The organism is Sphingopyxis granuli, from assembly GCF_001559015.1.
In the GTDB taxonomy this organism is placed as follows: domain Bacteria; phylum Pseudomonadota; class Alphaproteobacteria; order Sphingomonadales; family Sphingomonadaceae; genus Sphingopyxis; species Sphingopyxis granuli.
The window spans coordinates 3660661-3682493 of sequence record NZ_CP012199.1; the positions used below are offsets into that span (position 1 = coordinate 3660661).

25 protein-coding genes and 1 pseudogene are annotated in these 21833 nt (G+C 67.7%); 17 read left to right on the plus strand and 9 right to left on the minus strand.

The features are described 5' to 3' along the window. Positions 1–40 precede the first annotated feature (40 nt). A complete protein-coding gene (locus tag SGRAN_RS16805; protein WP_067185585.1) occupies positions 41–544 on the minus strand; it encodes a GNAT family N-acetyltransferase in 504 nt (167 codons plus the stop codon). Positions 545–633: 89 nt separating this feature from the next. On the opposite strand from SGRAN_RS16805, the gene SGRAN_RS16810 reads away from it, so the two are divergent. Then, on the plus strand, positions 634–1005 hold the full coding sequence (locus SGRAN_RS16810) for a dihydroneopterin aldolase (protein WP_067187140.1): 372 nt from the start codon (positions 634–636) through the stop codon (positions 1003–1005). Then, positions 1002–1769, plus strand: a complete 768-nt coding sequence (locus SGRAN_RS16815; RefSeq protein ID WP_067185587.1) for an SDR family oxidoreductase — start codon at positions 1002–1004, stop codon at positions 1767–1769. Before SGRAN_RS16810 ends, SGRAN_RS16815 begins: the two co-directional genes overlap by 4 nt. Before the next feature lie 33 nt (positions 1770–1802). Here the strand turns inward: SGRAN_RS16815 and SGRAN_RS16820 are convergent, their stop codons facing one another. Together SGRAN_RS16820 and SGRAN_RS16825 are read right to left on the minus strand one after the other, a co-directional pair. Then, entirely contained in the window at positions 1803–3245 is a 1443-nt protein-coding gene (locus tag SGRAN_RS16820; protein ID WP_067185589.1) for an NAD-dependent succinate-semialdehyde dehydrogenase, read from the minus strand. A gap of 160 nt (positions 3246–3405) precedes the next feature. After that, on the minus strand, positions 3406–4005 hold the full coding sequence (locus tag SGRAN_RS16825; RefSeq protein ID WP_067185590.1) for a TIGR02466 family protein: 600 nt from the start codon (positions 4003–4005) through the stop codon (positions 3406–3408). Between the two features lie 46 nt (positions 4006–4051). On the opposite strand from SGRAN_RS16825, the gene SGRAN_RS16830 reads away from it, so the two are divergent. Together SGRAN_RS16830 and SGRAN_RS16835 are read left to right on the plus strand one after the other, a co-directional pair. Then, on the plus strand, positions 4052–4972 hold the full coding sequence (locus SGRAN_RS16830) for an SMP-30/gluconolactonase/LRE family protein (RefSeq protein ID WP_067185592.1): 921 nt from the start codon (positions 4052–4054) through the stop codon (positions 4970–4972). Between the two features lie 17 nt (positions 4973–4989). Continuing rightward, complete coding sequence (locus SGRAN_RS16835) at positions 4990–5673, plus strand: VIT1/CCC1 transporter family protein (RefSeq protein WP_067185594.1); 684 nt, start codon at positions 4990–4992, stop codon at positions 5671–5673. A 22-nt stretch (positions 5674–5695) separates the two neighbouring features. Here SGRAN_RS16835 and SGRAN_RS16840 read toward each other — a convergent pair whose 3' ends face one another. Next, on the minus strand, positions 5696–6079 hold the full coding sequence (locus SGRAN_RS16840) for a DUF488 domain-containing protein (protein ID WP_067185595.1): 384 nt from the start codon (positions 6077–6079) through the stop codon (positions 5696–5698). Between the two features lie 53 nt (positions 6080–6132). Here SGRAN_RS16840 and SGRAN_RS16845 point away from each other — a divergent pair, with 53 nt between their 5' ends. Next, complete coding sequence (locus SGRAN_RS16845; protein ID WP_067185597.1) at positions 6133–7236, plus strand: DUF2855 family protein; 1104 nt, start codon at positions 6133–6135, stop codon at positions 7234–7236. 234 nt (positions 7237–7470) lie between these two features. Beyond that, entirely contained in the window at positions 7471–8121 is a 651-nt protein-coding gene (locus tag SGRAN_RS16850) for an HAD-IA family hydrolase (protein ID WP_067187141.1), read from the plus strand. Between the two features lie 143 nt (positions 8122–8264). Here the strand turns inward: SGRAN_RS16850 and SGRAN_RS16855 are convergent, their stop codons facing one another. After that, positions 8265–9077, minus strand: a complete 813-nt coding sequence (locus SGRAN_RS16855) for a universal stress protein (protein WP_067113651.1) — start codon at positions 9075–9077, stop codon at positions 8265–8267. Between the two features lie 57 nt (positions 9078–9134). Then, on the minus strand, positions 9135–10037 hold the full coding sequence (locus SGRAN_RS16860) for a LysR family transcriptional regulator (RefSeq protein WP_067185599.1): 903 nt from the start codon (positions 10035–10037) through the stop codon (positions 9135–9137). A gap of 88 nt (positions 10038–10125) precedes the next feature. Between SGRAN_RS16860 and SGRAN_RS16865 the strand changes: the two genes are divergently transcribed. The 11 genes and pseudogenes from SGRAN_RS16865 (at position 10126) to SGRAN_RS16915 (ending at position 18594) form a co-directional block, all read left to right on the plus strand. Then, the gene (locus tag SGRAN_RS16865; RefSeq protein WP_067185601.1) at positions 10126–10848 is read left to right on the plus strand and encodes a CoA transferase subunit A; all 723 of its coding nucleotides are present in this window, start codon (positions 10126–10128) and stop codon (positions 10846–10848) included. Then, positions 10848–11744: an HAD family acid phosphatase gene (locus SGRAN_RS16870; RefSeq protein ID WP_067113660.1), complete on the plus strand. Its 897-nt coding sequence runs from the start codon at positions 10848–10850 to the stop codon at positions 11742–11744. Before SGRAN_RS16865 ends, SGRAN_RS16870 begins: the two co-directional genes overlap by 1 nt. After that, entirely contained in the window at positions 11744–12400 is a 657-nt protein-coding gene (locus SGRAN_RS16875) for a 3-oxoacid CoA-transferase subunit B (RefSeq protein WP_067113663.1), read from the plus strand. Before SGRAN_RS16870 ends, SGRAN_RS16875 begins: the two co-directional genes overlap by 1 nt. A gap of 226 nt (positions 12401–12626) precedes the next feature. Further along, positions 12627–13484 (plus strand): annotated as a pseudogene (locus SGRAN_RS16880) (serine hydrolase domain-containing protein); the annotation flags it as partial. Between the two features lie 792 nt (positions 13485–14276). Then, positions 14277–15707, plus strand: a complete 1431-nt coding sequence (gene leuC, locus SGRAN_RS16885; protein WP_067185605.1) for a 3-isopropylmalate dehydratase large subunit — start codon at positions 14277–14279, stop codon at positions 15705–15707. Further along, entirely contained in the window at positions 15704–16306 is a 603-nt protein-coding gene (leuD, locus tag SGRAN_RS16890) for a 3-isopropylmalate dehydratase small subunit (RefSeq protein WP_067185606.1), read from the plus strand. Before leuC ends, leuD begins: the two co-directional genes overlap by 4 nt. A 25-nt stretch (positions 16307–16331) precedes the next feature. Then, complete coding sequence (locus SGRAN_RS16895; RefSeq protein WP_067185608.1) at positions 16332–17327, plus strand: NADPH:quinone oxidoreductase family protein; 996 nt, start codon at positions 16332–16334, stop codon at positions 17325–17327. Between the two features lie 68 nt (positions 17328–17395). Further along, positions 17396–17605 carry a DUF167 domain-containing protein gene (locus tag SGRAN_RS16900; protein WP_082737322.1) on the plus strand — a complete coding sequence of 70 codons (210 nt, stop codon included), beginning with the start codon at positions 17396–17398 and terminating at the stop codon, positions 17603–17605. Between the two features lie 100 nt (positions 17606–17705). After that, on the plus strand, positions 17706–17999 hold the full coding sequence (locus tag SGRAN_RS16905; RefSeq protein ID WP_067185610.1) for a hypothetical protein: 294 nt from the start codon (positions 17706–17708) through the stop codon (positions 17997–17999). Positions 18000–18053: 54 nt separating this feature from the next. After that, entirely contained in the window at positions 18054–18305 is a 252-nt protein-coding gene (locus SGRAN_RS16910) for a type II toxin-antitoxin system ParD family antitoxin (protein WP_067113337.1), read from the plus strand. Further along, the gene (locus tag SGRAN_RS16915) at positions 18298–18594 is read left to right on the plus strand and encodes a type II toxin-antitoxin system RelE/ParE family toxin (protein WP_067185612.1); all 297 of its coding nucleotides are present in this window, start codon (positions 18298–18300) and stop codon (positions 18592–18594) included. The genes SGRAN_RS16910 and SGRAN_RS16915 overlap by 8 nt, the downstream gene beginning before the upstream one ends. A gap of 55 nt (positions 18595–18649) precedes the next feature. Here SGRAN_RS16915 and sdhA read toward each other — a convergent pair whose 3' ends face one another. Genes sdhA through sdhC form a run of 3 tightly spaced genes read right to left on the minus strand, consistent with a single transcriptional unit; the run spans position 18650 to position 21292 of the window. After that, a complete protein-coding gene (gene sdhA / locus SGRAN_RS16920) occupies positions 18650–20452 on the minus strand; it encodes a succinate dehydrogenase flavoprotein subunit (RefSeq protein ID WP_067185613.1) in 1803 nt (600 codons plus the stop codon). Next, positions 20449–20856 (minus strand): succinate dehydrogenase, hydrophobic membrane anchor protein, encoded by a 408-nt coding sequence (gene sdhD, locus SGRAN_RS16925; protein ID WP_067185614.1) that lies wholly within the window; start codon positions 20854–20856, stop codon positions 20449–20451. Before sdhD ends, sdhA begins: the two co-directional genes overlap by 4 nt. Then, entirely contained in the window at positions 20849–21292 is a 444-nt protein-coding gene (gene sdhC, locus SGRAN_RS16930) for a succinate dehydrogenase, cytochrome b556 subunit (RefSeq protein WP_067113349.1), read from the minus strand. Before sdhC ends, sdhD begins: the two co-directional genes overlap by 8 nt. Positions 21293–21833: the final 541 nt, after the last annotated feature.

Below are 21833 nucleotides of genomic sequence, written 5' to 3' on the forward strand. Positions count from 1 at the left end.
CGCGGCGAAGCCGAAAACCGCGGCGAAGAAATGCGCGCGATCAGCGCGGCCCGATCATCCCGGCGCCGCGCGGCAGGCGGTGCCCGTTCACCGCACGCGCGAGCAGGCGGCGTTTTTCGAACGGACCCGGCAGGTCCCATTCACCCGTCGCCTCCGCCGTGAAATCGAAGAAGCGGCCGTAATATTCGGGATCGCCGATCATCATCAGCGCGCTGTCGGCCTGGCTTTCGGCCGCCTCCAGCATGCGCGCCATCAACGCTCGGCCATGCCCCCCGCGCTGGATGTCGGGGCGCACCGCGACGGGTCCGACCATCACCAGCGGCGTCGCCGTGCCGTCGGGCGCGCGGTGCGCGACCGGCCAGCACTGGATCGTGCCGACCAGTCCCTTGCCGTCGACCAGCGCGAAGCTGAGCGCGGGGACCGCGGCCATGCCCTCGCGGATGCGATAGGCGGTTCGTCCAAAGCGGTCCGCTCCGAAAGCGGCGTCGAGCAGATGCTCGACCGCCTGCGGTTCGATATCGGACAATGGAAGAAACTCGACCAACGCGCACCCTTTCGCTAATGCGGCGGCGCTTTAGGGTCCGGGGTCGGCATTGCAAAGCCGAATATCGGTCCGACGAACAGGAATTTCTTGTGATCGATCAATTGTGGCTCGAGGTGGACGGACTGACCGTCGATGTTCTGACCGGCATCTATTCGGCGGAGACGCATCTGCCGCAGCCGCTGCGCATCTCGGTGCGCGCGCGGCTGGCGATGGCGGACCATTATGATCCCACGACCCCGCTGAGCGGATCGAAGGATTATATGCACCTCAAATTCGCGGCGACCGACGGCATTCCCAAGGATGTGCATTTCGTGCTGATCGAAAGCGTCGCCGACCATATCATCGACACGCTGTTCCTGCAGGACGAGCGGATCGAGGCGGTCGAGGTCAAGATCGTCAAGCTGGCGATCGCCGAGGACGGCGAACAGATCGGCATCACCATGCGGCGGGCGCGACCGTGACGGACGCGCCGCTCGCCCTCGTCACCGGTGGGCTGCACCGGATCGGCGCGGCGATCGCGGCGCGGCTCGCACGCGAAGGCTATGCGCTCGCGATCCACAAGCGCAGCCCGGGACCGGCCGATCCGACGCTGGCCGCGGCGATCGCCGAGACCGGCGCCGAATGCCGGCGCTTCCAGGCCGATCTCGCCGATCCGGGCGCGACCGAATCGCTGGTGCCGGCGGTGATCGAAGCCTTCGGCCGGGCGCCGTCGCTGCTCGTCAACAACGCCTCGCTGTTCGCCGAGGGCGAGTGGGAGACGCTGACCGGCGCCGCGCTCGCAGAGGCAATGCAGGTCAATCACCACGCGCCCGTGATGCTGGCACGCGCCGTGGTGGCGGCTCACGCGGGCCGCGCGCGTCCCGCGATCGTCAATATCCTCGACCAGCGCATCGTCCATCCGGTGCCCGACCAGCTGGCCTACAGCCTGTCGAAGCAGGCGCTGTGGCAGGCGACGGCGACGCTGGCGGTCGCCTTCGGCGGCAAGGCGCGGGTCAATGCGGTCGCCCCCGGCCTGACCCTGCCGACCGAGGATTACAGCGATGCGCAGATGGAGCGCCTCGCCGGGCGGATGCCGCTGGGCGCGCTTCCGACGCCGGAAGAGATCGCCGACGCGGTGGCCTGGCTGGCGCGCGCCGAGTCGGTGACGGGACAGACGATCTTCGTCGACGGCGGCGCGCACCTCGCGCCGTTCGGGCGCGATTTCGTCAGGCTGGAGCGCGATTGAGACGCCTGACGACCTTGGATCGGCCCGCGTCCGTCAACAGATATGCACCGCCTTGGTGACGAGATAGCCGTCGAGCCCCTCGGGCCCGCTCTCGCTGCCGAATCCCGATTGCTTGACGCCGCCGAACGGCAGATCGTGCGCGGAGATCACGAAGCTGTTGATCCCGACCATGCCGCTTTCGATGCCGTCGGCGACGCGATTGATGCGCCGGCCGTTCTCGGTGAAGGCGAAGGCGGCGAGGCCGTAGGGCAGGCGGTTCGCCTGCTCGATCGCTTCCTCTTCGGTGTCGAACGGGCGCATCAGCGCCATCGGGCCGAAGGGCTCGTTCACCATCGCCTCTGCCTCGATCGGGACATCGGCGAGCGCGGTCGGCTGGAAGAAATAGCCCTTCCCCATCGCTTCGCCGCCGGCGATCACGCGCGCGCCCCTGGCGGTCGCATCGGCGATCATCGCCTGAAGCGCCGGGGCGCGGCGCGCATTGGCGAGCGGCCCCATCTGCGTGTCGGGATCGAGCCCATGGCCGACCCGGACCCGCTTCGTCCGCTCGGCAAAACCGCGCACGAAGGCGTCGTAGATGCCCGCCTGCACATAGAAGCGCGTCGGCGAGACGCAGACCTGCCCCGCGTTGCGGAACTTCTGCGCCACCACCCGGTCGAGCGTCGCCTCCAGATCGCAATCGTCGAAGATCAGCACCGGCGCGTGGCCGCCCAGTTCCATCGTGATCCGCTGCACATGATCGGCGGCGAGCTTCATCAGATGCTTGCCGACCGCGGTCGACCCGGTGAAGCTGACCTTGCGGATCACCGGGCTGCCCAGCAGGTGGCGGCTGATCATGTCGGGATTGCCGTAGACGAGCTGCGCGGCATCGCCGGGGATGCCCGCATCGGCGATGCAGCGCATCAGCGCGCCGGTGCAGCCCGGCGTCTCTTCGGGCGCCTTGGCGATCACGACGCAGCCCGCCGCGAGCGCCGGCGCGATCTTCTTCGCCATCAGGTTGACCGGGAAATTCCATGGGGAGAAAGCGGCGACCGGGCCAACCGGCTGTTTCAGCACCATCGCGCGTTCGCCCGCCGGACGCTGGACGACGCGTCCCTCGATGCGCTTTCCCTGCTCGGCGAAATAGTCGAACAGCCCCGCCGCCGACAGCACCTCGCCGCGCGCCTGCGCGATCGGCTTGCCCTGTTCGAGCGTCAGCAGCGTCGCGATATGATCGACGCGCTCGCGAATCAGCCCCGCGACCTTGTGCATCAGCGCGCCGCGCTCGTCGGGGGTCTTCGCCCGCCACGCCGGCCAGCCGCGCGCCGCGGCGGCGAGCGCTTCGTCAAGGTCGGCGGCGGTCGCCACCGGCAGCTCGGCGATCGTGCCCGCGGTCGCCGGGTCGACGACCGGCCGCGCATCGCGCCCCTCGCCGCCCCGCCATTCGCCCGCGATGAAGAGCTGGAGGTCGGCGGTGTAGTCGGCGCTGGTCGCGGTCATGGAAGGCAGTCCTTTCTTGCGAAATCTTCCGTTCCCGTTCGCCTTAGACCGAAATCGCGGTGCTCTTGGCGCGGCATTGGGTCGAGAGGCCTCTCGACTTCGCTCGACGCGAACGGGATGGGGAAGATGGTTCAGTAGGCGCCGCCCATATAGGAACGGATCAGCGATAGTTGAAGCTGATACTAATCCGTTCGCTTTTCGCGGCGTTCGTCACCACTTCGTGCCGCAGCCAGCTTTCCCACAGGAAAATGCGCCCCGGCGCCGGTTCGGCATAGATGAAGGGATGAAGATGTTCGGGCGCATCGTCGGTCCGCCCCGGTGCCGCCATCAGCATCGGCAGCCGCGGGTCCTCCAGTTTGAGCGCGCCCGACCCCGCCGGAACGGTGACGTAGAAGGTGCCCGAGACGACGCTGTGCGGATGGATATGTCCGCTGTGCGTGCCGCCGGGCTTCAGCACGTTGACCCACAGGCTGTCGAGGCGCAGCGGCTTCGCGAGGTCGAAGTGGCAGGCGCGGGCGAACGCCTTCACCTCGCGGTCGAGCAGGCGCTTGAGATCGGCGAAGGCGGGGTCGCGCTGCGGCAGATCGTCGAGGCTCGCATAGCTGGTATAGCCGCGGTAGCCGTGCGCGCGGCTCCAGCCGCGCCCCGCGCCATCCTCTTCGGCGAGCAGCCGGCAGCTTTGCTCCAGTTCCTCGAGCAGGTCGGGCGTCCCGATGTCGGCTTCATAGAAATGTGTGGCGAAGAGCGTGCGGACAGGCATTATGGGCGCAAAGCACAGCAGGACCACGAGAGCAAGGGAGAGAGGGATGGCCGAGTTCGAACTGATCGCCGACGGATTGCGCTTTCCGGAGGCGCCGGTGGTGATGGACGACGGCAGCGTGATCGTCACCGAGATCGAGGCGCGGCGGATCACCCGTTGCTGGCCCGGCGGCCGCAAGGAGGTGATCGCGGTCCCCGGCGGCGGCCCGAACGGCCTGGCGATCGGTCCCGACGGCAAGCTCTATTGCTGCAACAACGGCGGCTTCAACTATGTCGAAATGGACGGCTATCTGACCCCGCACGGCATCGCCGACGATTATTCGGGCGGCCGGATCGAACGCATCGACATCGAAACCGGCGCGGTCGAGCTGCTGTACCGGACCGGCGATCACGGCGTCACGCTGCGCGGTCCCAACGACATCATGTTCGACGCGCACGGCGGCTTCTGGTTCACCGACCATGGCAAGGTCGATTATGCAAAGCGCTGCCACGACATCGTCGGCATCTTCTACGCCAGGGCCGACGGCAGCTTCATCGAAGAGGTGATCTTTCCGTCGAACAATCCCAACGGCGTCGGCCTCTCGCCAGACGGGACGAAGCTCTATGCCGCCGAAACCTATACCTGCCGCCTGACCCGGTTCAACATCGTCGCCCCCGGCAAGGTCGACGGCACCGCGGGACCGGGCGGCCCCGGCATCCCGCTCTATCGCCCCGCCGGCTATAAATTCTTCGACAGCCTGGCGATGGAGGCGAACGGCAACATCTGCGTCGCGACGATCGGCGAGTGCGGGATCAGCGTCGTGTCGCCCGAAGGCGAACTGGTCGAATTCGTCGCCACCGACGACGTGTTCACCACCAACATCGCCTTTGGCGGCGCCGACATGCAGGACGCCTATCTGACCCTGTCGGGAACCGGGCGGCTGGTGAAGACGCGGTGGGCGCGGCCGGGGCTGAAGCTGCCCTATTGAACCGAAGGACGCCATCCATGCACCACGAGACGCATGCCGTCGGCCGCATCGGCTGGCTGCGCGCCGCGATTCTGGGCGCGAACGACGGCATCGTATCGACCGCCAGCCTGATCGCCGGGGTCGCGGCGGCGGGCACGACGCCGGCGACGATCCTGACCACCGGCGTCGCCGGGCTGGTGGCGGGCGCGATGTCGATGGCGGCGGGCGAATATGTCTCGGTCAGTTCGCAGCGCGACGCGGAACGGGCCGATATCGCGATCGAGACGCGCGAACTCGCGGCCAATCCCGACCATGAACTGGAGGAACTGACGCAAATCTATCAGCACCGCGGTCTCGACCGCGCGCTGGCCGAAGCGGTCGCGGAGCAGTTGACCGCGCACAACGCGCTCGACAGCCATCTGCGCGACGAACTGGGACTGACCGAAGCGGCACAGGCGCGGCCGATCGAGGCGGCCGCCGCATCGGCCGCCAGCTTCGCGATCGGCGCCGCGCTGCCGCTGCTCGTCGTACTGCTCGATTCGGGGTCGTCGCTGCCGTGGACCGTGTCGGGCGCGTCGCTGGCATCCCTTGCGCTGCTCGGCGCGCTCGGGGCGCGGATCGGGCGAGCGCCGATGCAGCGGGCGGTGACGCGCGTGACCTTCTGGGGCGCCTGCGCAATGGCGCTGACCATCGCGATCGGATCGCTGTTCGGCGCGGGCTGATCTAGGTCTGTGGCCTAAGGCCCTATCGCCGTTCCAGCCATTCGCGCAGCGCGACCGCGTTGTTGTGCGCTTCGTCCTTCGCCGCGAAGAGCAGGGTGACGGGGCCCTTTTTCGCCGCCGCGTCGATCTCCGCAAGCGCGGCCGCTACCTCGTCCCCGCCGGCATCGAGCGCGGCGAAATAGGCATCGCGGAACGCAGGCCACGCGGCATCCGATTGCGCGGCGGCGTGATGGAACTGGTCGCGCAGCGCGTCGCTCGGCGCCAGCGCCTTGAGCCACGCGGTCAGATCCGCCTTTTCCTTCGACACGCCGCGCGGCCAGAGCCGATCGACCAGGAAGCGCGCGCCGTCGCCGTCGTCGGGCGGCGCATAGATTCGCTTGACCGCGATTGTCTGTCCTGTCGGCATCTGCAAGAGTATCCGCCAAATCCGCGCGGCAGGCAAGCAGAGGAGACGAAGCGATGAGCGACGGCTGGGCGATCGACATCGATCGCAGCGACATCACGCGGGCGAAGCTGGTCCCCGATCCCGCGGCGCCGCTGTCCCCGGGGCAGGTCCGCGTCCGCATCGACAGCTATGCGATGACCGCGAACAACATCACCTATGCGGTGTTCGGCCATCCATCGGGGCTGTTCGGCAACGACCAGGGCTATTGGGATTTCTTCGCCGAACGCGACCGGCCCGGCCGCTTGCCGGTGTGGGGGTTCGCGACCGTGGTCGAGAGCACTGCCGACGGCATCGCGGCCGGCGACCGCTTCTATGGCTATTACCCGATGGCGAGCCATGCCGTGCTGGCCGCCGGCGCCGTCGGCCCCGGGGGGTTCACCGACGTGACGCCGCGCCGCACCACCCTGCCCCCGGTCTACAATAATTATCAGCGGATCGAGGCGCTGGGCGATCACCGCGCCGAGCACCATGATTATTGGCCGGTGTTCCGGCCGCTGTTCCTGACCGGATGGCTGATCGCCGACCAGTTCGAGGATGAAGGCGATTATAGCGCCGCGCAGATATTGATCGCCAGCGCGTCGAGCAAGACCGCGCTCGGCCTCGGCTTCTCGCTGGCGCAGCGGCGGGGGCCGCGCCCCGAAACGGTCGGGCTCACCAGCAAGGCGAATGTCGCCGATCTGGCCGCACAGGGCATCTACGACCGCGTGATCGCCTATGACGACATATTGACGCTGAACCCCGCGACGCCGTCGGCGCTGGTCGACATGGCGGGCAATGGCGCGGTGACGCGCGCGGTCCACAGTCATTTCGGCGACCGGCTGAAGGCTTCGATCATCGTCGGCAAGTCGCATTGGGACGCCGAAGCGGGGCAATCCGCGCTGCCCGGCCCCGAACGGCAGGGCTTCTTCGCGCCCGGCCGCGTGCAGAAGCGCGTCGCCGACTGGGGCGGCGGCGCCTTTGCCGATCGGATGGCCGGGGCGTGGCTGGGGTTCATGGCCATCGCGCCGCGCCTCGCCCGCATCGATCGCCGCACCGGCGGCGAGGCGGCGCTCGACGCCTATCGCGAGATGCTGTCGGGCAAGGCCGATCCGAAGGCGGGGATTCTCGTCACCCCCTGAAGCGGCGCGGCAATTATCGCGTTCCAGCAAGGGCGTGTTCCCCGGCGAAAGCCGGGGTCCAGAAGGCTTGGCGCTGCCCCGCGTGGACCCCGGCTTTCGCCGGGGAACACGCCCCGCTTGCCTGAACGGGATTATGCCAGGCGCTGCCGTTGCCGTAGCGGCAGGTTGCGCACGCGCCGGAAAGGCGGCCAAATTCGCTTGCCTTCGGCCGCCGCCGCGCGGCATGGCGGCGCCATGTCCCGATACACGCATGTCATCTTCGACTTCGGCGGCGTCATCACCGCCTCTCCCTTCGAAGCGTTCAACCGGCTGGAGGACGAACGCGGGCTGCCGCGCGATTTCGTGCGCCGCGTCAACGCAGCCGATCCCGACGGCAACGCCTGGGCAAAGTTCGAGCGCGCCGAGATCGACGCCGCGACCTTCGACCGCCTTTTTGCAGAGGAGGCGAGCCGCTTCGGCCACGCGCTGGAGGGCGAAGCGGTGTTGGCCGTGCTCGCGGGCGCGGTGCGCCCCGCGATGGTCGCGGCGCTCGACACGCTGAAGGCAAGCGGCATCACCATCGGCTGCATCACCAACAATGTGCCCAGCGGCCGGGGCGCGGGCATGGCGCGCAGCGAGGAAATGGCGCGCGAGGTGGCCGCGATCATGGCGCGTTTCGACCATGTGATCGAATCGAGCAAGGTCGGGGTGCGCAAACCCGACCCCCGCATCTATCAGATGATGTGCGAGGCGCTGGACGTCGCGCCGGCCGCGTGCGTCTACCTCGACGACCTCGGGATCAACTGCAAGCCCGCCGCCGGGCTCGGCATGCACGCGATCAAGGTGACGAGCGGCGAACAGGCGCTCGCCGACCTGTCGGCCGCATTGGAGATGGAACTGGCGTAGCGGCGGCCGCCAGCCCCCAATGAAAGCCGTTGTGTCCCCGCGGAGGCGGGGACCCAGTGCGTCAGGACGCCAGCGCGGTTTCCTGTCGCTCCGGGCTCCCGCCTTCGCGGGAGCACAGGACCGTTCATTCGAGAGCGGGTCCCCTAATGCGCGAGCAGCAGCGGGAAGCGCCCCTTGGTGACCAGATATTGGGTCGTGCCGCCGAACAGCGTTTCGCGCAGCCGGCTCTTGCCGAAGGCGCCCATGACGATCAGCCCGGCGCCGAGCGCGACGGCCTGTTCCTCCAGCCGTTCCTCGACCGTCGCCGTGCCGCGGTCGACCAGCGTCAGTTCGGCGTGGATGTCGTGGCGCGACAGATAGCGCAGCGCGTCGGTGCCCGGGAAGGCGCCGTCATCCTGGCCGACGGCGACGAGCATCACCGGCCGGCCGTCGCGCAGCAGCGGCAGCGCGGCCCGCAACGCCGCGGCGGCCTGGGGGCTGCCGTTCCACGCCACCAGCACGGGCGCATCATGGTCGATCGCCTTCGTGCCCTGCGGCAGCGCGAGGACGGGGGCGGGCGTGCTCAGCGCCAGATCGCCCGCCAGCATCGACGGCGCGCCGCGTCCGTCGCGCGCCTCGCCGGGCAGGCTGACGATCGCGAGGTCGGCCAGCGTGGCGGCCCCGGCGAGCGCGCCGACGATGTCGCCGTCGGCCATCTCGATGTCCCACGGCACGTCCTCCTTGCCGAGCCGGTCGGCAAGCCGGTCTTCGAGCGCCAGATCGTCGGCCTGCGCCCGGGCCAGCGCCTCGGCCGCGAAATAGGTGCCGCCGAAGGGATCGAAGCTGACGAACTGCTGCAACGGCGTCGCAATCATCAGCGTGACATGCCCTTCGAACCGGCGCGCAAGGTCGAGTGCGACCTGCAAGCGCCCTTCGAACGCGGCATCATGATCGGCGTGAACCAGAATCGAACGCATCGCGGATCTCCTTCGACTGCCCTGATGGCCGATCAATGCACGGCGGCCCGCCCGGGTTCATTGACCGGTGTCAATCTGTGCGACGCGAAGCCGGCTCGCCTCGTCGAAGAGACGCAGCAGCACCGGTTCGGTATCGACGACGCGCATCGCGACATGGAATTCGATCGGCGCCAGCGCCGGCATCCCCGCGAGTTCGACCAGCGCGCCGCGCGCCATTTCCGCGCGGACCATCGGTTCGGGGAAGATGCCGACGCCGCCGTGCGCCTTGGCAATGTCGATCATCATCCGCGCGTTATTGCACAGGTTGAGCGATTTCTGCGCCACGCGCGCCGCCGCGATCGCCTCGCGCATCCGGCCGTGGATCGGCGAATGGCTGGCAAGCGACCAGATCGGCACCGACGCGCCGCCGCCGTCGCCGAAGGCCGATGCCACGCGCGGACTGGCCAGCCAGACCAGCGCGACCGGGCCGATCGGGCTGGTCCTGAGCGCGGGGTGCGCGACCGGCCCGGCGGCAAAGGCCATGTCGGTGCGCCCGGTCAGCAATTGCTGGATCAGGTTGGCGGTCAGGTCGATCTCTATCTCCAGCCCGACGTGCGGCATGTCCGCCTTCATCGCCGCGACGAAGGCCGGCAGGCAACTCGCCGCCGCGATTTCCCCCGCGCCGATCCGCACCACCCCGCTCGCCTCGGCAAAGCCGCCGCTGCCGAGCAGCGCCTGCTCCATGTCGCGCAGCAGCGGCTCGCAGTCGCGCACCAGCTTGCGCCCCGCCGGGGTCAGCGACATGCCGCGCCCGTCGCGGCGGAATAGCGACGACCCCAGCCTCTGCTCGAGCTCGCGCATGCGCGCCGACACCGCCGGCTGGGTGGTGTTGAGGCGCTCCGCCGCGGCCGAGAAGGTGCCGAGCCGGTCGATCCACAGCAGCGTTTCGAGATGGTAGATGGCAATGCGATTAATCGACATTGTTTATGAATAACCGAAAAACACTATGATTAGAATTGATGATTGAGATACGCCAGAGTCGCGCCGACTTGCAAAGGAGCCCCATCACATGGTGAACAAGCGATACCCCGACGCCGCGGCTGCGCTCGACGGGCTTCTGTTCGACGGCATGCAGATCTGCGCGGGCGGTTTCGGGCTGTGCGGCATCCCCGAACGGCTGATCGACGCGATCCGCGATTCGGGGGTCAGGAACCTCACCATCGCGAGCAACAACGCCGGCATCGACGGCGAAGGGCTCGGCAAGCTGCTCCGCACGCGGCAGATCGGAAAGATGATCTCCTCCTATGTCGGCGAGAACAAGGAGTTCGAACGGCAATATCTGGCGGGCGAACTGGAGGTCGAATTCTGTCCGCAGGGCACGCTCGCCGAACGCTGCCGCGCCGGCGGCGCGGGCATTCCGGGCTTCTATACCAGGACCGGCGTCGGCACGCAGGTCGCCGAGGGCAAGGAGGTCAAGAGCTTCGACGGCCAGGATTATATCCTCGAACGCGGCATCTTCGCCGACCTCGCGATCATCAAGGGGTGGAAGGCCGACGAGAGCGGCAACCTGATCTTCCGCAAGACCGCGCGCAACTTCAACCAGCCGATGGCGACCGCCGCGAAGGTCTGCGTCGCCGAGGTCGAGGAGATCGTGCCGGTCGGCAGCCTCGATCCCGACGCCATCCATCTGCCCGGCATCTATGTGAAGCGGCTGATCTGCGGCGCGCCCTACGACAAGAAGATCGAGTTCCGCACCGTCCGCCCGCGTCCCGAAACCGCCGGGGCAGCGTAATGCGCGCCCTGTCCCTCGCGGCGGGCCTGCTGCTCGCGGGATGTGCATCGACCACCGCAACCACCGCTCCGAAGGCGCTGAGCGACGAAGTCGTCGTCTCGCAGATCGGTGAAAAGCCGACTCCCGCCTCGCCGCCGACGGGCCAGCAATGGCTGTACGGCTCGGCGGAAGGCGCGGTCGCGTCGGCGCAGGTCTATCGCGCGCTCGCCGCCTATGTCAGGAACGCCGTGCTTTCGGCGGTTCCCCGCCGCCAGCTCGTGCTCGCCGAAGGATCGACGCCCGCCGCCCCGCGCTTCGACGCCTGCGGCGACAAGCCGCCCGCCGCGGTGTTCGACGCCGACGAAACGCTGATCTGGAACATCGGCGCGATGCGCTACATGGCCGAGCAGCACAAGGATTTCGACCCCGCCATCTGGGATCAGTGGGAAAAGACCGGCGCCGGCAAGGCGATCGCGATGCCCGGCGTCGTCGATGCGCTGGCGGCGATGCGCGCCGCGGGCGTGACGATCATCGTCAACACCAATCGCACCGCGGCCAACGCGCAGGGCACCGAAGAGGCGCTGCGCGCCGCGGGTCTCGGCGAATTCAGGCACGGCGAGACGCTGTTCCTGATGGGCGACACCCCCGATGGCGCGAGCAAGGACGGACGCCGGGCGCAGATCGCGGCGCGCTGGTGCGTGATCGCGATGGGCGGCGACCAGCTCGGCGATTTCGCGCAGGCGTTCAATGCGCCGGGCCTTTCGGTCGCCGACCGCAAGACGCTGGCGACCAGCGGCCCGATCGCCGCCTTGTGGGGCCAGGGCTGGTTCCTGCTGTCCAACCCCGTCTACGGCCCGTCGATCCGCGGCGGCTTTGCCGACATCTTCCCCTCCGACAAGCAATGGGAGCCGAAATAATGGCCGAAGCAACCAAGGGCTGGACCCGCGACGACATGGCGGCGCGCGCCGCGCGGGAATTGCGCGACGGCTTCTACGTCAACCTCGGCATCGGCATCCCGACGCTGGTCGCCAACCATGTTCCCGAAGGCGTCGAGGTGACGCTGCAGTCGGAAAACGGCATGCTCGGCATCGGCCCCTTCCCGTTCGAGGGCGACGAGGATCCCGACCTGATCAACGCGGGCAAGCAGACGATCAGCGAACTGCCGCAGACCGTCTATTTCGGGTCGGAGCAGAGCTTCGCGATGATCCGCGGCGGCCATATCGACCTTGCGGTGCTGGGCGGCATGGAAGTGTCGGAGACCGGCGACCTCGCCAACTGGATGGTGCCCGGCAAGATGATCAAGGGCATGGGCGGCGCGATGGATCTGGTCGCCGGGGTCAAGAAGATCATCGTCGTCATGGAGCATAATGCCAAGGACGGCAGCGCCAAGTTCATCCCGGCGTGCACGCTGCCGCTGACCGGCAAGAATGTCGTCGACATGATCGTCACCGACCTTGCCGTCTTCAGGCGCGACGACCATGACAGCCCGTTCCGGCTGGTTGAACTCGCGCCGGGGGTGACGGCGGAGGAAGTCGCGGCTAAGACCACCGCCGCATATGAGGTCGCCATCTAACCACAAGGCCGCGTCGCGCCTTTTCCTCGCCCTGATCGCGATCGCCGCGTTCGGCTTTGCCGGCTGGCTCGGCTTTCGCGTTTCCGGCGGCGACCACAGCCTTGCCAGTGTTGCGATCCCGATGCGGGGTCCGGAAAAGCTGCCCGACACGCCGGCGGAATGGCGCGGCCGGATCGACTATCGCACGTTCGACGAGCAGCTTTCCGCACTCTCGCAGCGGCCCGAAATGGCCGGGCTGGCGGTGGCGGTGGTCGAAGACGGCGAATTGCGCTTCGTCCGCGCCTATGGCGTCGCCGACAAATCGACGGGCGCGCCGGTCACGCCGCATACGCTGTTCCGCTGGGCCTCGGTCTCCAAGACCGCGACCGGCGCCCTGGCGGCGGCGCTGGCCCGCGACGGCACAGTCGACCTCGATCGCCCGGTCGCCGACTGGCGCACGTCGCTGCGGCTGCCGGACGCCGCCGAAGCGCGGATAACGCTCGCCGACCTGCTGTCCCAGCGCACCGGCCTCACCAAGAACGCCTATGACGAGAAGCTGGAGGAAGGACAGGACCCCGCGCTGCTCCGCGCGAGCCTGGCCGGCGCCCCGCTGCAATGCGAACCGGGCACCTGCCACAGCTATCAGAACGTCGCCTTCGACGGCGCGAACGAGATATTGGCCAAGGCCGCGAACAAGGCTTTCCCCGATACGGTCGAGCATCGTCTCTTCCTTCCGCTCGGCATGGTCAGCGCGGGTTACGGAATGAAGCGGCTGACGGACGCCAGGGACTGGGCCCGGCCGCACCGCGGCGCGCATGTCCTGCCGGTCAAGGAGGCCTATTGGCGCGTTCCCGCCGCGGCGGGCGTCGAAAGCGATATCGTCGACTTCGCCGCATGGATGCAGGCGATGATGGGAAGCCGTCCGGATGTGCTGCCGGAGGCGGTGTTGCAGATGGCCCATCGCCCGCGCGTCGGCACGGGGCGACTCTATGGTGGCGCGCTGCGCCAGGCCACCGCCGATGCGGCCTATGGCCTCGGCTGGCGGAGCTTCACCTACGACGGCCACAGGCTCGAAGGCCATTCGGGAGCGGTCGCGGGCTATCGCGCGACGATGATCTTCGAACCGGCAACGCGAACCGGCGTCGTCGCCCTGTGGAACAGCGATTGGGGATTCCCGTTCCGCATCCCCTTCGCCGCGATCGACAGCTACCACAAGCGGGAGGGGACGCGCTGGCTCGACCTGAGCGAGTTGCCGAAATAGTCCGATCAGGCGACCGCCACTATGGCCTGTGGGGATTCGGATTCCGGCACGCTGCCTCATCCGTTCGTCATGCTGAACTTGTTTCAGCATCCATGGCCGGACCTTCCCTTTTGTGCCGTCTTTCATTCGAGCGCGGACCTTGGCCTCCGGATCCGGATCGGGGTCGCCATGACGAAGTGGGCAATCCAAAATCATCAGAGTCTAGCATTCGGCGCGCTGCATCATCCGTTCGTCATGCTGAACTCGTTTCAGCATCCATGGCCGGACCTTCCCTTTTGTGCCGCCTTTCAGGCGAGCGCAGATCATGGACCCCCGGATCGGGTCCGGGGCAGGCTCTGAAACAAGTTCGCAATGATCCCCTTCCGACAGGTGAGCGTTCCCCGGCGAAAGCCGGGGTCCAGATGGCACAGCGCTGCGTCGCATGGACCCCGGCTTTCGCCGGGGAACGCCAGCATCCCTGTCTCAAGGGTGTAAACGCCAAACAAGTTCAGGGTGACGAATGGGAGAAACCGCGCAGAACGCCAAATCCCCACAGACCATAAAACCGAACGCACTCCAGGTCGCATCCGCGACCGAAAGTTGCGCCCATGATCGCCCGTCGCTTGCAAAGTTAGGCAAGCGGCTTAAGGGAACCGCATGACTCGGCCCCGCACGCTTTATGAGAAAATCTGGGATGCGCATGTCGTCGAACGGCGCCCCGACGGTACCTGCCTGATCTTCATCGACCGCCACCTCGTCCATGAAGTCACCAGCCCGCAAGCCTTCGCCGGTCTTCGGGCCGCGGGGCGCAAGGTGCGGCGGCCCGACCTGACGCTCGCGGTTCCCGACCATAATCTGCCGACGACCGCCCGCAGGGACGCGGCCGGCCATCGTCTGCCGATCGCCGACCCCGAAAGCGCGGCGCAGCTCGCGGCGCTGGAGAAGAACGCGCCCGAGTTCGGCATCCGCTATATCGACGCGGTCGCGCCCGAGCAGGGCATCGTCCATGTCGTCGGGCCCGAGCAGGGCTTCTCGCTGCCCGGCACGACGATCGTCTGCGGCGACAGCCACACCGCGTGCCACGGCGGCATCGGCGCGCTCGCCTTCGGCATCGGGACGAGCGAGGTCGAGCATGTGCTCGCGACCCAGACGCTGCTGCTCCAGCCGTCGAAGACGATGGAAGTGCGCGTCGAGGGCAAGGTCGGCCCCGGCGTCAGCGCCAAGGATATCATCCTCCACATCACCGGCACGATCGGCGCCGCGGGCGGCACCGGCCACGTCATCGAATATACCGGCAGCGCAATCCGCGCGCTGTCGATCGAGGGCCGGCTGACGATCAGCAACATGGCGATCGAGGGCGGCGCGCGCGCCGGGCTGATCGCGCCCGACGAGACGACCTTCGCCTATCTGAAGGGCCGCCCCTATGCACCGAAGGGCGCCGGCTGGGATGCGGCGATCGAATATTGGAAGAGCCTCGCGACCGATCCGGGCGCAGCCTACGACAAGGTCGTCGTGATCGACGCAGCGGACATCGCGCCGAGCGTCACCTGGGGCACCAGCCCCGAGGACGTCGTGCCGATCACCGGCATCGTTCCCGACCCGGCGAGCTTCGCCGATCCGTCGAAGCAGGCCGCCGCCGCCAAGAGCCTCGCCTACATGGGACTCGAACCCGGTACCCGCATGCAGGACGTGCCCATCGAGAATATCTTCATCGGCAGTTGCACCAACAGCCGCATCGAGGACATGCGCGCCGCCGCCGCGGTCATCAAGGGCCGCACGAAGGCCGACAATGTCAAATGGGCGATCGTCGTCCCCGGATCGGGGCTGGTGAAAGCGCAGGCCGAGGCCGAGGGGCTCGACCGCATCTTCCTCGACGCGGGGCTCGAATGGCGCGAGCCGGGCTGTTCGGCCTGCCTCGCGATGAATCCCGACAAGGTGCCCGCCGGCGAGCGCTGCGCATCGACCAGCAACCGCAATTTCGTCGGCCGTCAGGGCCCGGGCGCGCGCACGCATCTGGTCAGCCCGGCGATGGCGGCGGCGGCGGCGGTGACGGGCAAGCTCACCGATGTCCGGGAGCTGATGCGATGACCCCGCTGGACAAGGTCGAGGGCCGTGCGATTCCGCTGGGGCTCAAGAATGTCGATACCGACGTCATCATCCCGGCGCACTGGCTGAAGACCACCAGCCGCGAGGGCATGGGACGCGGCGCGTTCGAGACGCTGCGCGCCGACCCCGACAATCTGTTCGACCGTCCCGAATACAGGGGTGCGCCGATCCTGATCGCCGGCGACAATTTCGGATGCGGGTCGAGCCGCGAGCATGCCGCCTGGGCGCTCGGCGACCTGGGCATCCGCGTCGTCATCGCGCCGTCCTATTCGGACATCTTCTCGGGCAATGCGGTCAAGAACGGCATCCTTCCCGTCGTGCTGCCGCAGGCGGCGATCGACCGGCTGATGGAGGTCGCGGCGACCGACCCGGTGCACGTCGACCTCGACACGCAGACGGTGACGACGCCCTTTCAGGACCGCTTTTCCTTCGACATCGACCCGTTTCGCAAGATGTGCCTGCTGCAGGGTCTCGACGAAATCTCGTTGACCGAACAGAGCGGCGCCGCGATCGATGCCTATGAGCAGAGGCTGGCCGAGGATCGTCCGTGGCTGCGCCCCGCGACGATCGACGCCCGATAAAGATAAAGCAGAGGAGATGATGAGGATGAAGGCTCTCTTGTCGACCGCCACCGGCGGTCCCGAAACGCTCGTGCTCGGCGACCTGCCGCGCCCCACCGCCGGCAAGGGCCAGATCGTCATCGACGTGAAGGCGTGCGCGGTCAATTTCCCCGACGTGCTGATCATCGAGGACAAATATCAATTCCGCCCCGAACGCCCCTTCGCGCCCGGCGGCGAGGTGGCGGGGATCGTCGCCGAAGTCGGCGAGGGCGTGACCGGGTTCAAGGTCGGCGACCGCGTTCTGGCCGGCTGCGGCAACGGCGGCATGTCCGAAGCGGTCGCGGTCGGGGTCCACAACGTCTACCACCTGCCCGAAGGCCATGACTTCACCGAAGGCGCATCGCTGCTGATGACCTATGGCACCAGCATCCACGCGCTGGTCGATCGCGGCCACATCAAGGAGGGCGACACGCTGCTCGTTCTCGGCGCCTCGGGCGGGGTCGGCATCGCGGCGGTCGAACTGGGCAAGGCCTTCGGCGCGCGGGTCGTCGCCGGCGTATCGAGCGAGGCGAAGGCCGACATCGCGCGGCAGGCGGGCGCCGACGAGGTGGTCGTCTATGGCTATCAGCCGTTCGACAAGGATGCCTCGAAGGCGCTGGCCAACAAGTTCAAGGAAGCCGTCGGCCCGAACGGCGCCAACGTCATCTACGACGCGGTCGGGGGCGATTATGCCGAACCCGCGCTGCGCTCGATCGCATGGGAGGGCCGCTACCTCGTCGTCGGCTTCCCCGCCGGCATTCCGCGCCTGCCGCTGAATCTGACGCTGCTCAAGAGCTGCGACGTCGCCGGCGTCTTCTGGGGCGCGTTCGTCGCGCGCGAGCCCGAACGCAATCGTGCCAATATCGCGCGGCTGTTCCAGCTTTGGGAGCAGGGCAAGATCAAGCCCCGCGTCACCGAGACCTTCGCGCTGGCCGACGGCGGCAAGGCGATCGCCAAGCTCGGCGACCGCAGCGCGGTCGGCAAGCTGGTCGTGACGATCTGAAATACCGCCCCGACCCCGCACTGACCGCCGCCCTGCACGCGCTCGCCGCGCCCGCCGGGCGGCTGGAGGTGCGCGTCACCCCCGGCGCCAGCCGCGACGAGGTGAAGCTGGCGGACGGCATCGTGCAGCTTCGCGTCACCGCCCCGCCCGCCGACGGCGCTGCGAACGACGCGGTGCTGCGCCTGCTCGCCGCTGCGCTGGACCGGCCGCGCCGCGACCTGACCCTGGTGCGCGGCGCGAATGCGCGGATCAAGCTGATCGCCATTGCGGCGCCCTGAGCCGCCGGGCCGTCGCCGGGCATCCCCGTCCGTTAACCCTTTGTCAGCGCCTTTCGCCTATCCTGCCGGAGCGTGACCATTGTGCGCAGGGCAGAAAAGCATGGCAACTCGCCGTCCGACGAGGGACTCATATGCCGCGAGCATCGCGAACATTTCGCGCACCCGCCGCGCGCAGCTCGTCGCCGAGTTCGAGGGCGAACTGGGCATCGACCACAAGGAACGCGCCCGCCTCGCCTATGAAGAGAAACGGTGGCGGGTGATCAAGACGATCATCGTCTGGACCATCGCGCTGATGTTCTTCGCCATCGCCTGCCACAAGCTGTGGCTGATGGGCCAGCAGGTCGACCGCCCCTTCTCCGATCTCGACCCGATCCGGGGCCTGTTGGGCGGATAGGGCCAGAGAGCGCCATTCTGGACGGGGTTACCAAAATTTGGTAACGTGCCCGTCATGGCAGCGAAGAACACATCGGTCGCACTTGGCGAACCCTTCATCGAATTTGCCCGCCGCAAGGTCGAATCGGGCCAGTTTGCGACAACCAGCGAAGTCGTGCGCGAAGCGATGCGGCGCTACATCGCGTATGACGACCGCGTCGAGGCCCTGCGGCGCGAAATCCAGAAGGGCATCGACAGCGGCCCGCCCCGCCCGTTCGACTGGGACAGCTTCATGGAACGAAAGTTCGGCCCTGAAAGCGATGCGTAGCATCACCGTCCGCCCCGCGGCGGAGGCCGACATCGACAACGCCGCCGACTACACCATCGAGCAATGGGGTATCGAGCAGGCCCGCCACTATATCGGCGATATCCGCCGCGCCATCGAACGCCTCGCGATGGACGGGCTACGCCACCCGGAGGAAACGGACGTGCTTCCGGGCCTGAGACGGGCGCGGAGCGGGCATCACTTCATATTCTACCTGATCGACGACGAGCAGGTCGATGTGATCCGCGTACTGCACGAACGGCGCGATGCAACGAGGCAACTGAAGGGTTGAGCGCAGGGAGTGGCGCGATTGCTTGCAATCCGCCAACTGCCCTCCCCGCGTCTCCTCAATACACCCGCGCCTTCGGTTCGATGTAGGCGACGTCGTCGGACAGCGTATATTCGTGGACCGGGCGGTAATCGAGCCTGACCTGGCCGCCCTTGCCGCCCCAGCCGTCGAACCAGCTGATCGTGTGCTTCATCCAGTTCGCGTCGTCGCGGTTCGGGAAATCCTCGTGCGCGTGGGCGCCGCGGCTTTCCTTGCGGTTGAACGCCGAATGCATCGTCACCGTCGCCTGCGCGATCAGATTGTCGAGCTCGAGCGTTTCGACGAGGTCGGTGTTCCAGATCAGGCTGCGGTCGCTGACATGGATATCCTGCATCCGCGCATAGGTCTGCGCCAGCTTCTCCTTGCCTTCGGCCATCAGTTCGTCGGTGCGGAACACCGCCGCGTGCTGCGACATGGCGCGCTGCATCTCGACCCGGACCTGCGCCGTCGGCGAGCCGCCGCTGGCATTGCGGAAATGGTCGAGCCGGCCGAGCGCCAGATCGGCGCTGTCCTGCGGCAACGGCGCCTGCGCCGCACCGGGCTTCAGCAGTTCCCTGAGGCGATGGCCGGTCGCGCGGCCGAAGACGACGAGGTCGATCAGGCTGTTCGAGCCGAGGCGGTTGGCGCCGTGGACCGACACGCACGCCGCTTCGCCGACCGCGAACAGGCCGGGGACGACCGCGTCGGGATCGCCGTCGCGCAGCGTCACCACCTCGCCATGGTAGTTGGTCGGGATGCCGCCCATATTGTAATGGACGGTCGGCACCACGGGGAGCGGCTGGCGGGTCAGGTCGACGCCCGCGAAGATCTTGCCGCTTTCGGTGATGCCCGGCAGGCGTTCGTGCAGCACCTTCGGATCGATGTGATCGAGGTGCAGATAGATATGGTCGTTGTGCGGACCGACGCCGCGGCCCTCGCGGATTTCGAGCGCCATCGACCGCGATACGACGTCGCGCGACGCAAGATCCTTCGCCGAGGGAGCATAGCGCTCCATGAAGCGCTCGCCCTCGCTGTTGGTCAGATAGCCGCCCTCGCCGCGCGCGCCCTCGGTGATGAGCACGCCCGCGCCGTAGATGCCGGTCGGGTGGAACTGCACGAACTCCATGTCCTGGAGCGCGATCCCGGCACGCAGCACCATGCCGCCGCCATCGCCGGTGCAGGTGTGCGCCGAAGTGGCGGTGAAATAACAGCGGCCATAGCCGCCGGTCGCGAGCACGACCGCCTGCGACCGGAAGCGATGGATGCTGCCGTCCTCCAGGCACAGCGCGATCACGCCGCGGCACGCGCCGTCCTCCATGATCAGGTCGAGCGCAAAATATTCGACGAAGAAGTCCGCGTCATATTTCAGCGACTGCTGATAGAGCGCGTGGAGCATCGCGTGGCCGGTGCGGTCGGCCGCGGCGCAGGTGCGCTGCACCGGCGGGCCGGCGCCCATATTCTGCATGTGGCCGCCGAACGGGCGCTGATAGATGGTGCCGTCGGCGTTGCGGCTGAACGGCACGCCCGCATGTTCGAGTTCGTAGACCGCGGCCGGCGCCTCGCGCACCATATATTCGATCGCGTCCTGGTCGCCGAGCCAGTCCGACCCCTTGACGGTGTCGTACATGTGCCACTGCCAGTGGTCGGGCGTGTTGTTGCCGAGGCTGGCGGCGATGCCGCCCTGCGCCGCGACGGTGTGGCTGCGCGTCGGGAACACCTTGGTGATGCAGGCGGTCCTGAGGCCGGCCTCCGCGCTGCCCATGGTGGCGCGCAGGCCCGAGCCGCCGGCGCCGACGACGACGGTGTCGTAACTGTGGTCGATGATCTTGTAGGCGTCGGTCATGCCCCAGCACCCCCCATGGCGGCTCCGCCGGCAAAAACGATACGGGCGATGGCGAACAGGCCGTATGCGGCGCCGCCGATCGCGTAGAAATTCAGGACGACGAGCGCGAGCAGCCGCGTCGCCTCTCCGTGCACATAATCCTCGATCATCACCTGAAGGCCGAGCCGCAGGTGCCAGAAGACGCTGACCACCATCAGCGCGAGCGCCAGCGCGACGGTCGGATTGGCGGCCCAGCGCAGCACCGCGCCATGCTCGCCGAGCGGCAGGCGCAGCAGCGAGACGAAGAGAAAGCCGACGAGCAGGACGTTACCGAGCGCGGTCAGGCGCTGCTGCAGCCAGTGACCGGTGCCGTGATGCGCGGCGCCGAGCCCGCGCACGCGGCCGAGAGGCGTTCCGTTACCCATTGAGCGCCTCCTTGCAGAGATAGAGCCAGGTCGCGGCGGTCGCGAGCGGCGCGGCGACGATCACGATCGTCGACCAGAGCCGGTTCGTCCGAAGCTCGTAGCCCGCACCCGTGTCGAGCAGCAGGTGACGCAGGCCCGAGAAGAGGTGCTGGAAAAAGGCCCAGGTCAGGCCGATCAGCACGACCTTGCCGAGGATGTTGGTGATCTGGTGCACGGTGCCGCCATCGGGATCGTGCCAGACGCAGGCGATGAAGGCCGCATAGGCATCGGGTCCCGCCGCGAGCGCGCCGAGCCACCAGAGGAACATGCAGGCGCCGACGATGGCCAGCCCGTCGCCGCTGACGCGGTGGAGGATCGAGGTGGCCATGTGCGGCCCCCATTTATACACCTGAAGGTGCGGTGCGCGCGGTCGCGCGCCTGGTTGCTTGCCAGCCATATTGCAGCCCCGTCTTGTCAGACTCTATCCGGTCGGTGGGGGCCGGTTAAGCCTTCCTGCCGCGATATGCAATTGCTTATGGCCTGTAGGGATTCGGATTTCGGCACGCTGCCTCATCGGTTCGTCATGCTGAACTCGTTTCAGCATCCATGGCCGGACCTTCCCTTCTGTGCCGCCTTTCATTCGAGCGCAGACCATGGACCCCCGGATCGGGTCCGGGGCAGGCTCTGAAACAGGTTCGCAATGATCCCCTTCCGACAGGTGAGCGTTCCCCGGCGAAAGCCGGGGTCCAGATGGCACAGCGCTGCCTCGCATGGCCCCCGGCTTTCGCCGGGGAACGCCAGCGTCCCTGTCTCAAGGGTGTAAACGCCAAACAAGTTCAGGGTGACGAAAGGGAGAAACCGCGCAGAACGCCAAATCCCCACAGTCCATAGGGCGCGATGCGCCCAGATTGATCGCTGGCGTCATCGCGAGCGGAACGAAGCGATCGCCAGCTAATCGGTCCGTGCAAGGTCGATAGCCGGCGATGGCTTCGCCGCCA

Bases quoted from the DNA above. Each gene is read 5' to 3' on its own strand.
- leuD (WP_067185606.1), top strand. From the start codon at position 15,704: ATGACCCCGCTGGACAAGGTCGAGGGCCGTGCGATTCCGCTGGGGCTC.
- sdhA (WP_067185613.1), bottom strand. From the start codon at position 20,452: ATGACCGACGCCTACAAGATCATCGACCACAGTTACGACACCGTCGTC.
- SGRAN_RS16855 (WP_067113651.1), bottom strand. From the start codon at position 9,077: ATGCGTTCGATTCTGGTTCACGCCGATCATGATGCCGCGTTCGAAGGG.
- SGRAN_RS16835 (WP_067185594.1), top strand. From the start codon at position 4,990: ATGCACCACGAGACGCATGCCGTCGGCCGCATCGGCTGGCTGCGCGCC.
- SGRAN_RS16840 (WP_067185595.1), bottom strand. From the start codon at position 6,079: ATGCCGACAGGACAGACAATCGCGGTCAAGCGAATCTATGCGCCGCCC.
- SGRAN_RS16845 (WP_067185597.1), top strand. From the start codon at position 6,133: ATGAGCGACGGCTGGGCGATCGACATCGATCGCAGCGACATCACGCGG.
- SGRAN_RS16895 (WP_067185608.1), top strand. From the start codon at position 16,332: ATGAAGGCTCTCTTGTCGACCGCCACCGGCGGTCCCGAAACGCTCGTG.
- leuC (WP_067185605.1), top strand. From the start codon at position 14,277: ATGACTCGGCCCCGCACGCTTTATGAGAAAATCTGGGATGCGCATGTC.
- SGRAN_RS16860 (WP_067185599.1), bottom strand. From the start codon at position 10,037: ATGTCGATTAATCGCATTGCCATCTACCATCTCGAAACGCTGCTGTGG.
- sdhC (WP_067113349.1), bottom strand. From the start codon at position 21,292: ATGGCTGGCAAGCAACCAGGCGCGCGACCGCGCGCACCGCACCTTCAG.
- sdhD (WP_067185614.1), bottom strand. From the start codon at position 20,856: ATGGGTAACGGAACGCCTCTCGGCCGCGTGCGCGGGCTCGGCGCCGCG.
- SGRAN_RS16870 (WP_067113660.1), top strand. From the start codon at position 10,848: ATGCGCGCCCTGTCCCTCGCGGCGGGCCTGCTGCTCGCGGGATGTGCA.
- SGRAN_RS16875 (WP_067113663.1), top strand. From the start codon at position 11,744: ATGGCCGAAGCAACCAAGGGCTGGACCCGCGACGACATGGCGGCGCGC.
- SGRAN_RS16910 (WP_067113337.1), top strand. From the start codon at position 18,054: ATGGCAGCGAAGAACACATCGGTCGCACTTGGCGAACCCTTCATCGAA.
- SGRAN_RS16825 (WP_067185590.1), bottom strand. From the start codon at position 4,005: ATGCCTGTCCGCACGCTCTTCGCCACACATTTCTATGAAGCCGACATC.
- SGRAN_RS16820 (WP_067185589.1), bottom strand. From the start codon at position 3,245: ATGACCGCGACCAGCGCCGACTACACCGCCGACCTCCAGCTCTTCATC.
- SGRAN_RS16865 (WP_067185601.1), top strand. From the start codon at position 10,126: ATGGTGAACAAGCGATACCCCGACGCCGCGGCTGCGCTCGACGGGCTT.
- SGRAN_RS16850 (WP_067187141.1), top strand. From the start codon at position 7,471: ATGTCCCGATACACGCATGTCATCTTCGACTTCGGCGGCGTCATCACC.
- SGRAN_RS16915 (WP_067185612.1), top strand. From the start codon at position 18,298: ATGCGTAGCATCACCGTCCGCCCCGCGGCGGAGGCCGACATCGACAAC.
- SGRAN_RS16830 (WP_067185592.1), top strand. From the start codon at position 4,052: ATGGCCGAGTTCGAACTGATCGCCGACGGATTGCGCTTTCCGGAGGCG.
- SGRAN_RS16905 (WP_067185610.1), top strand. From the start codon at position 17,706: ATGGCAACTCGCCGTCCGACGAGGGACTCATATGCCGCGAGCATCGCG.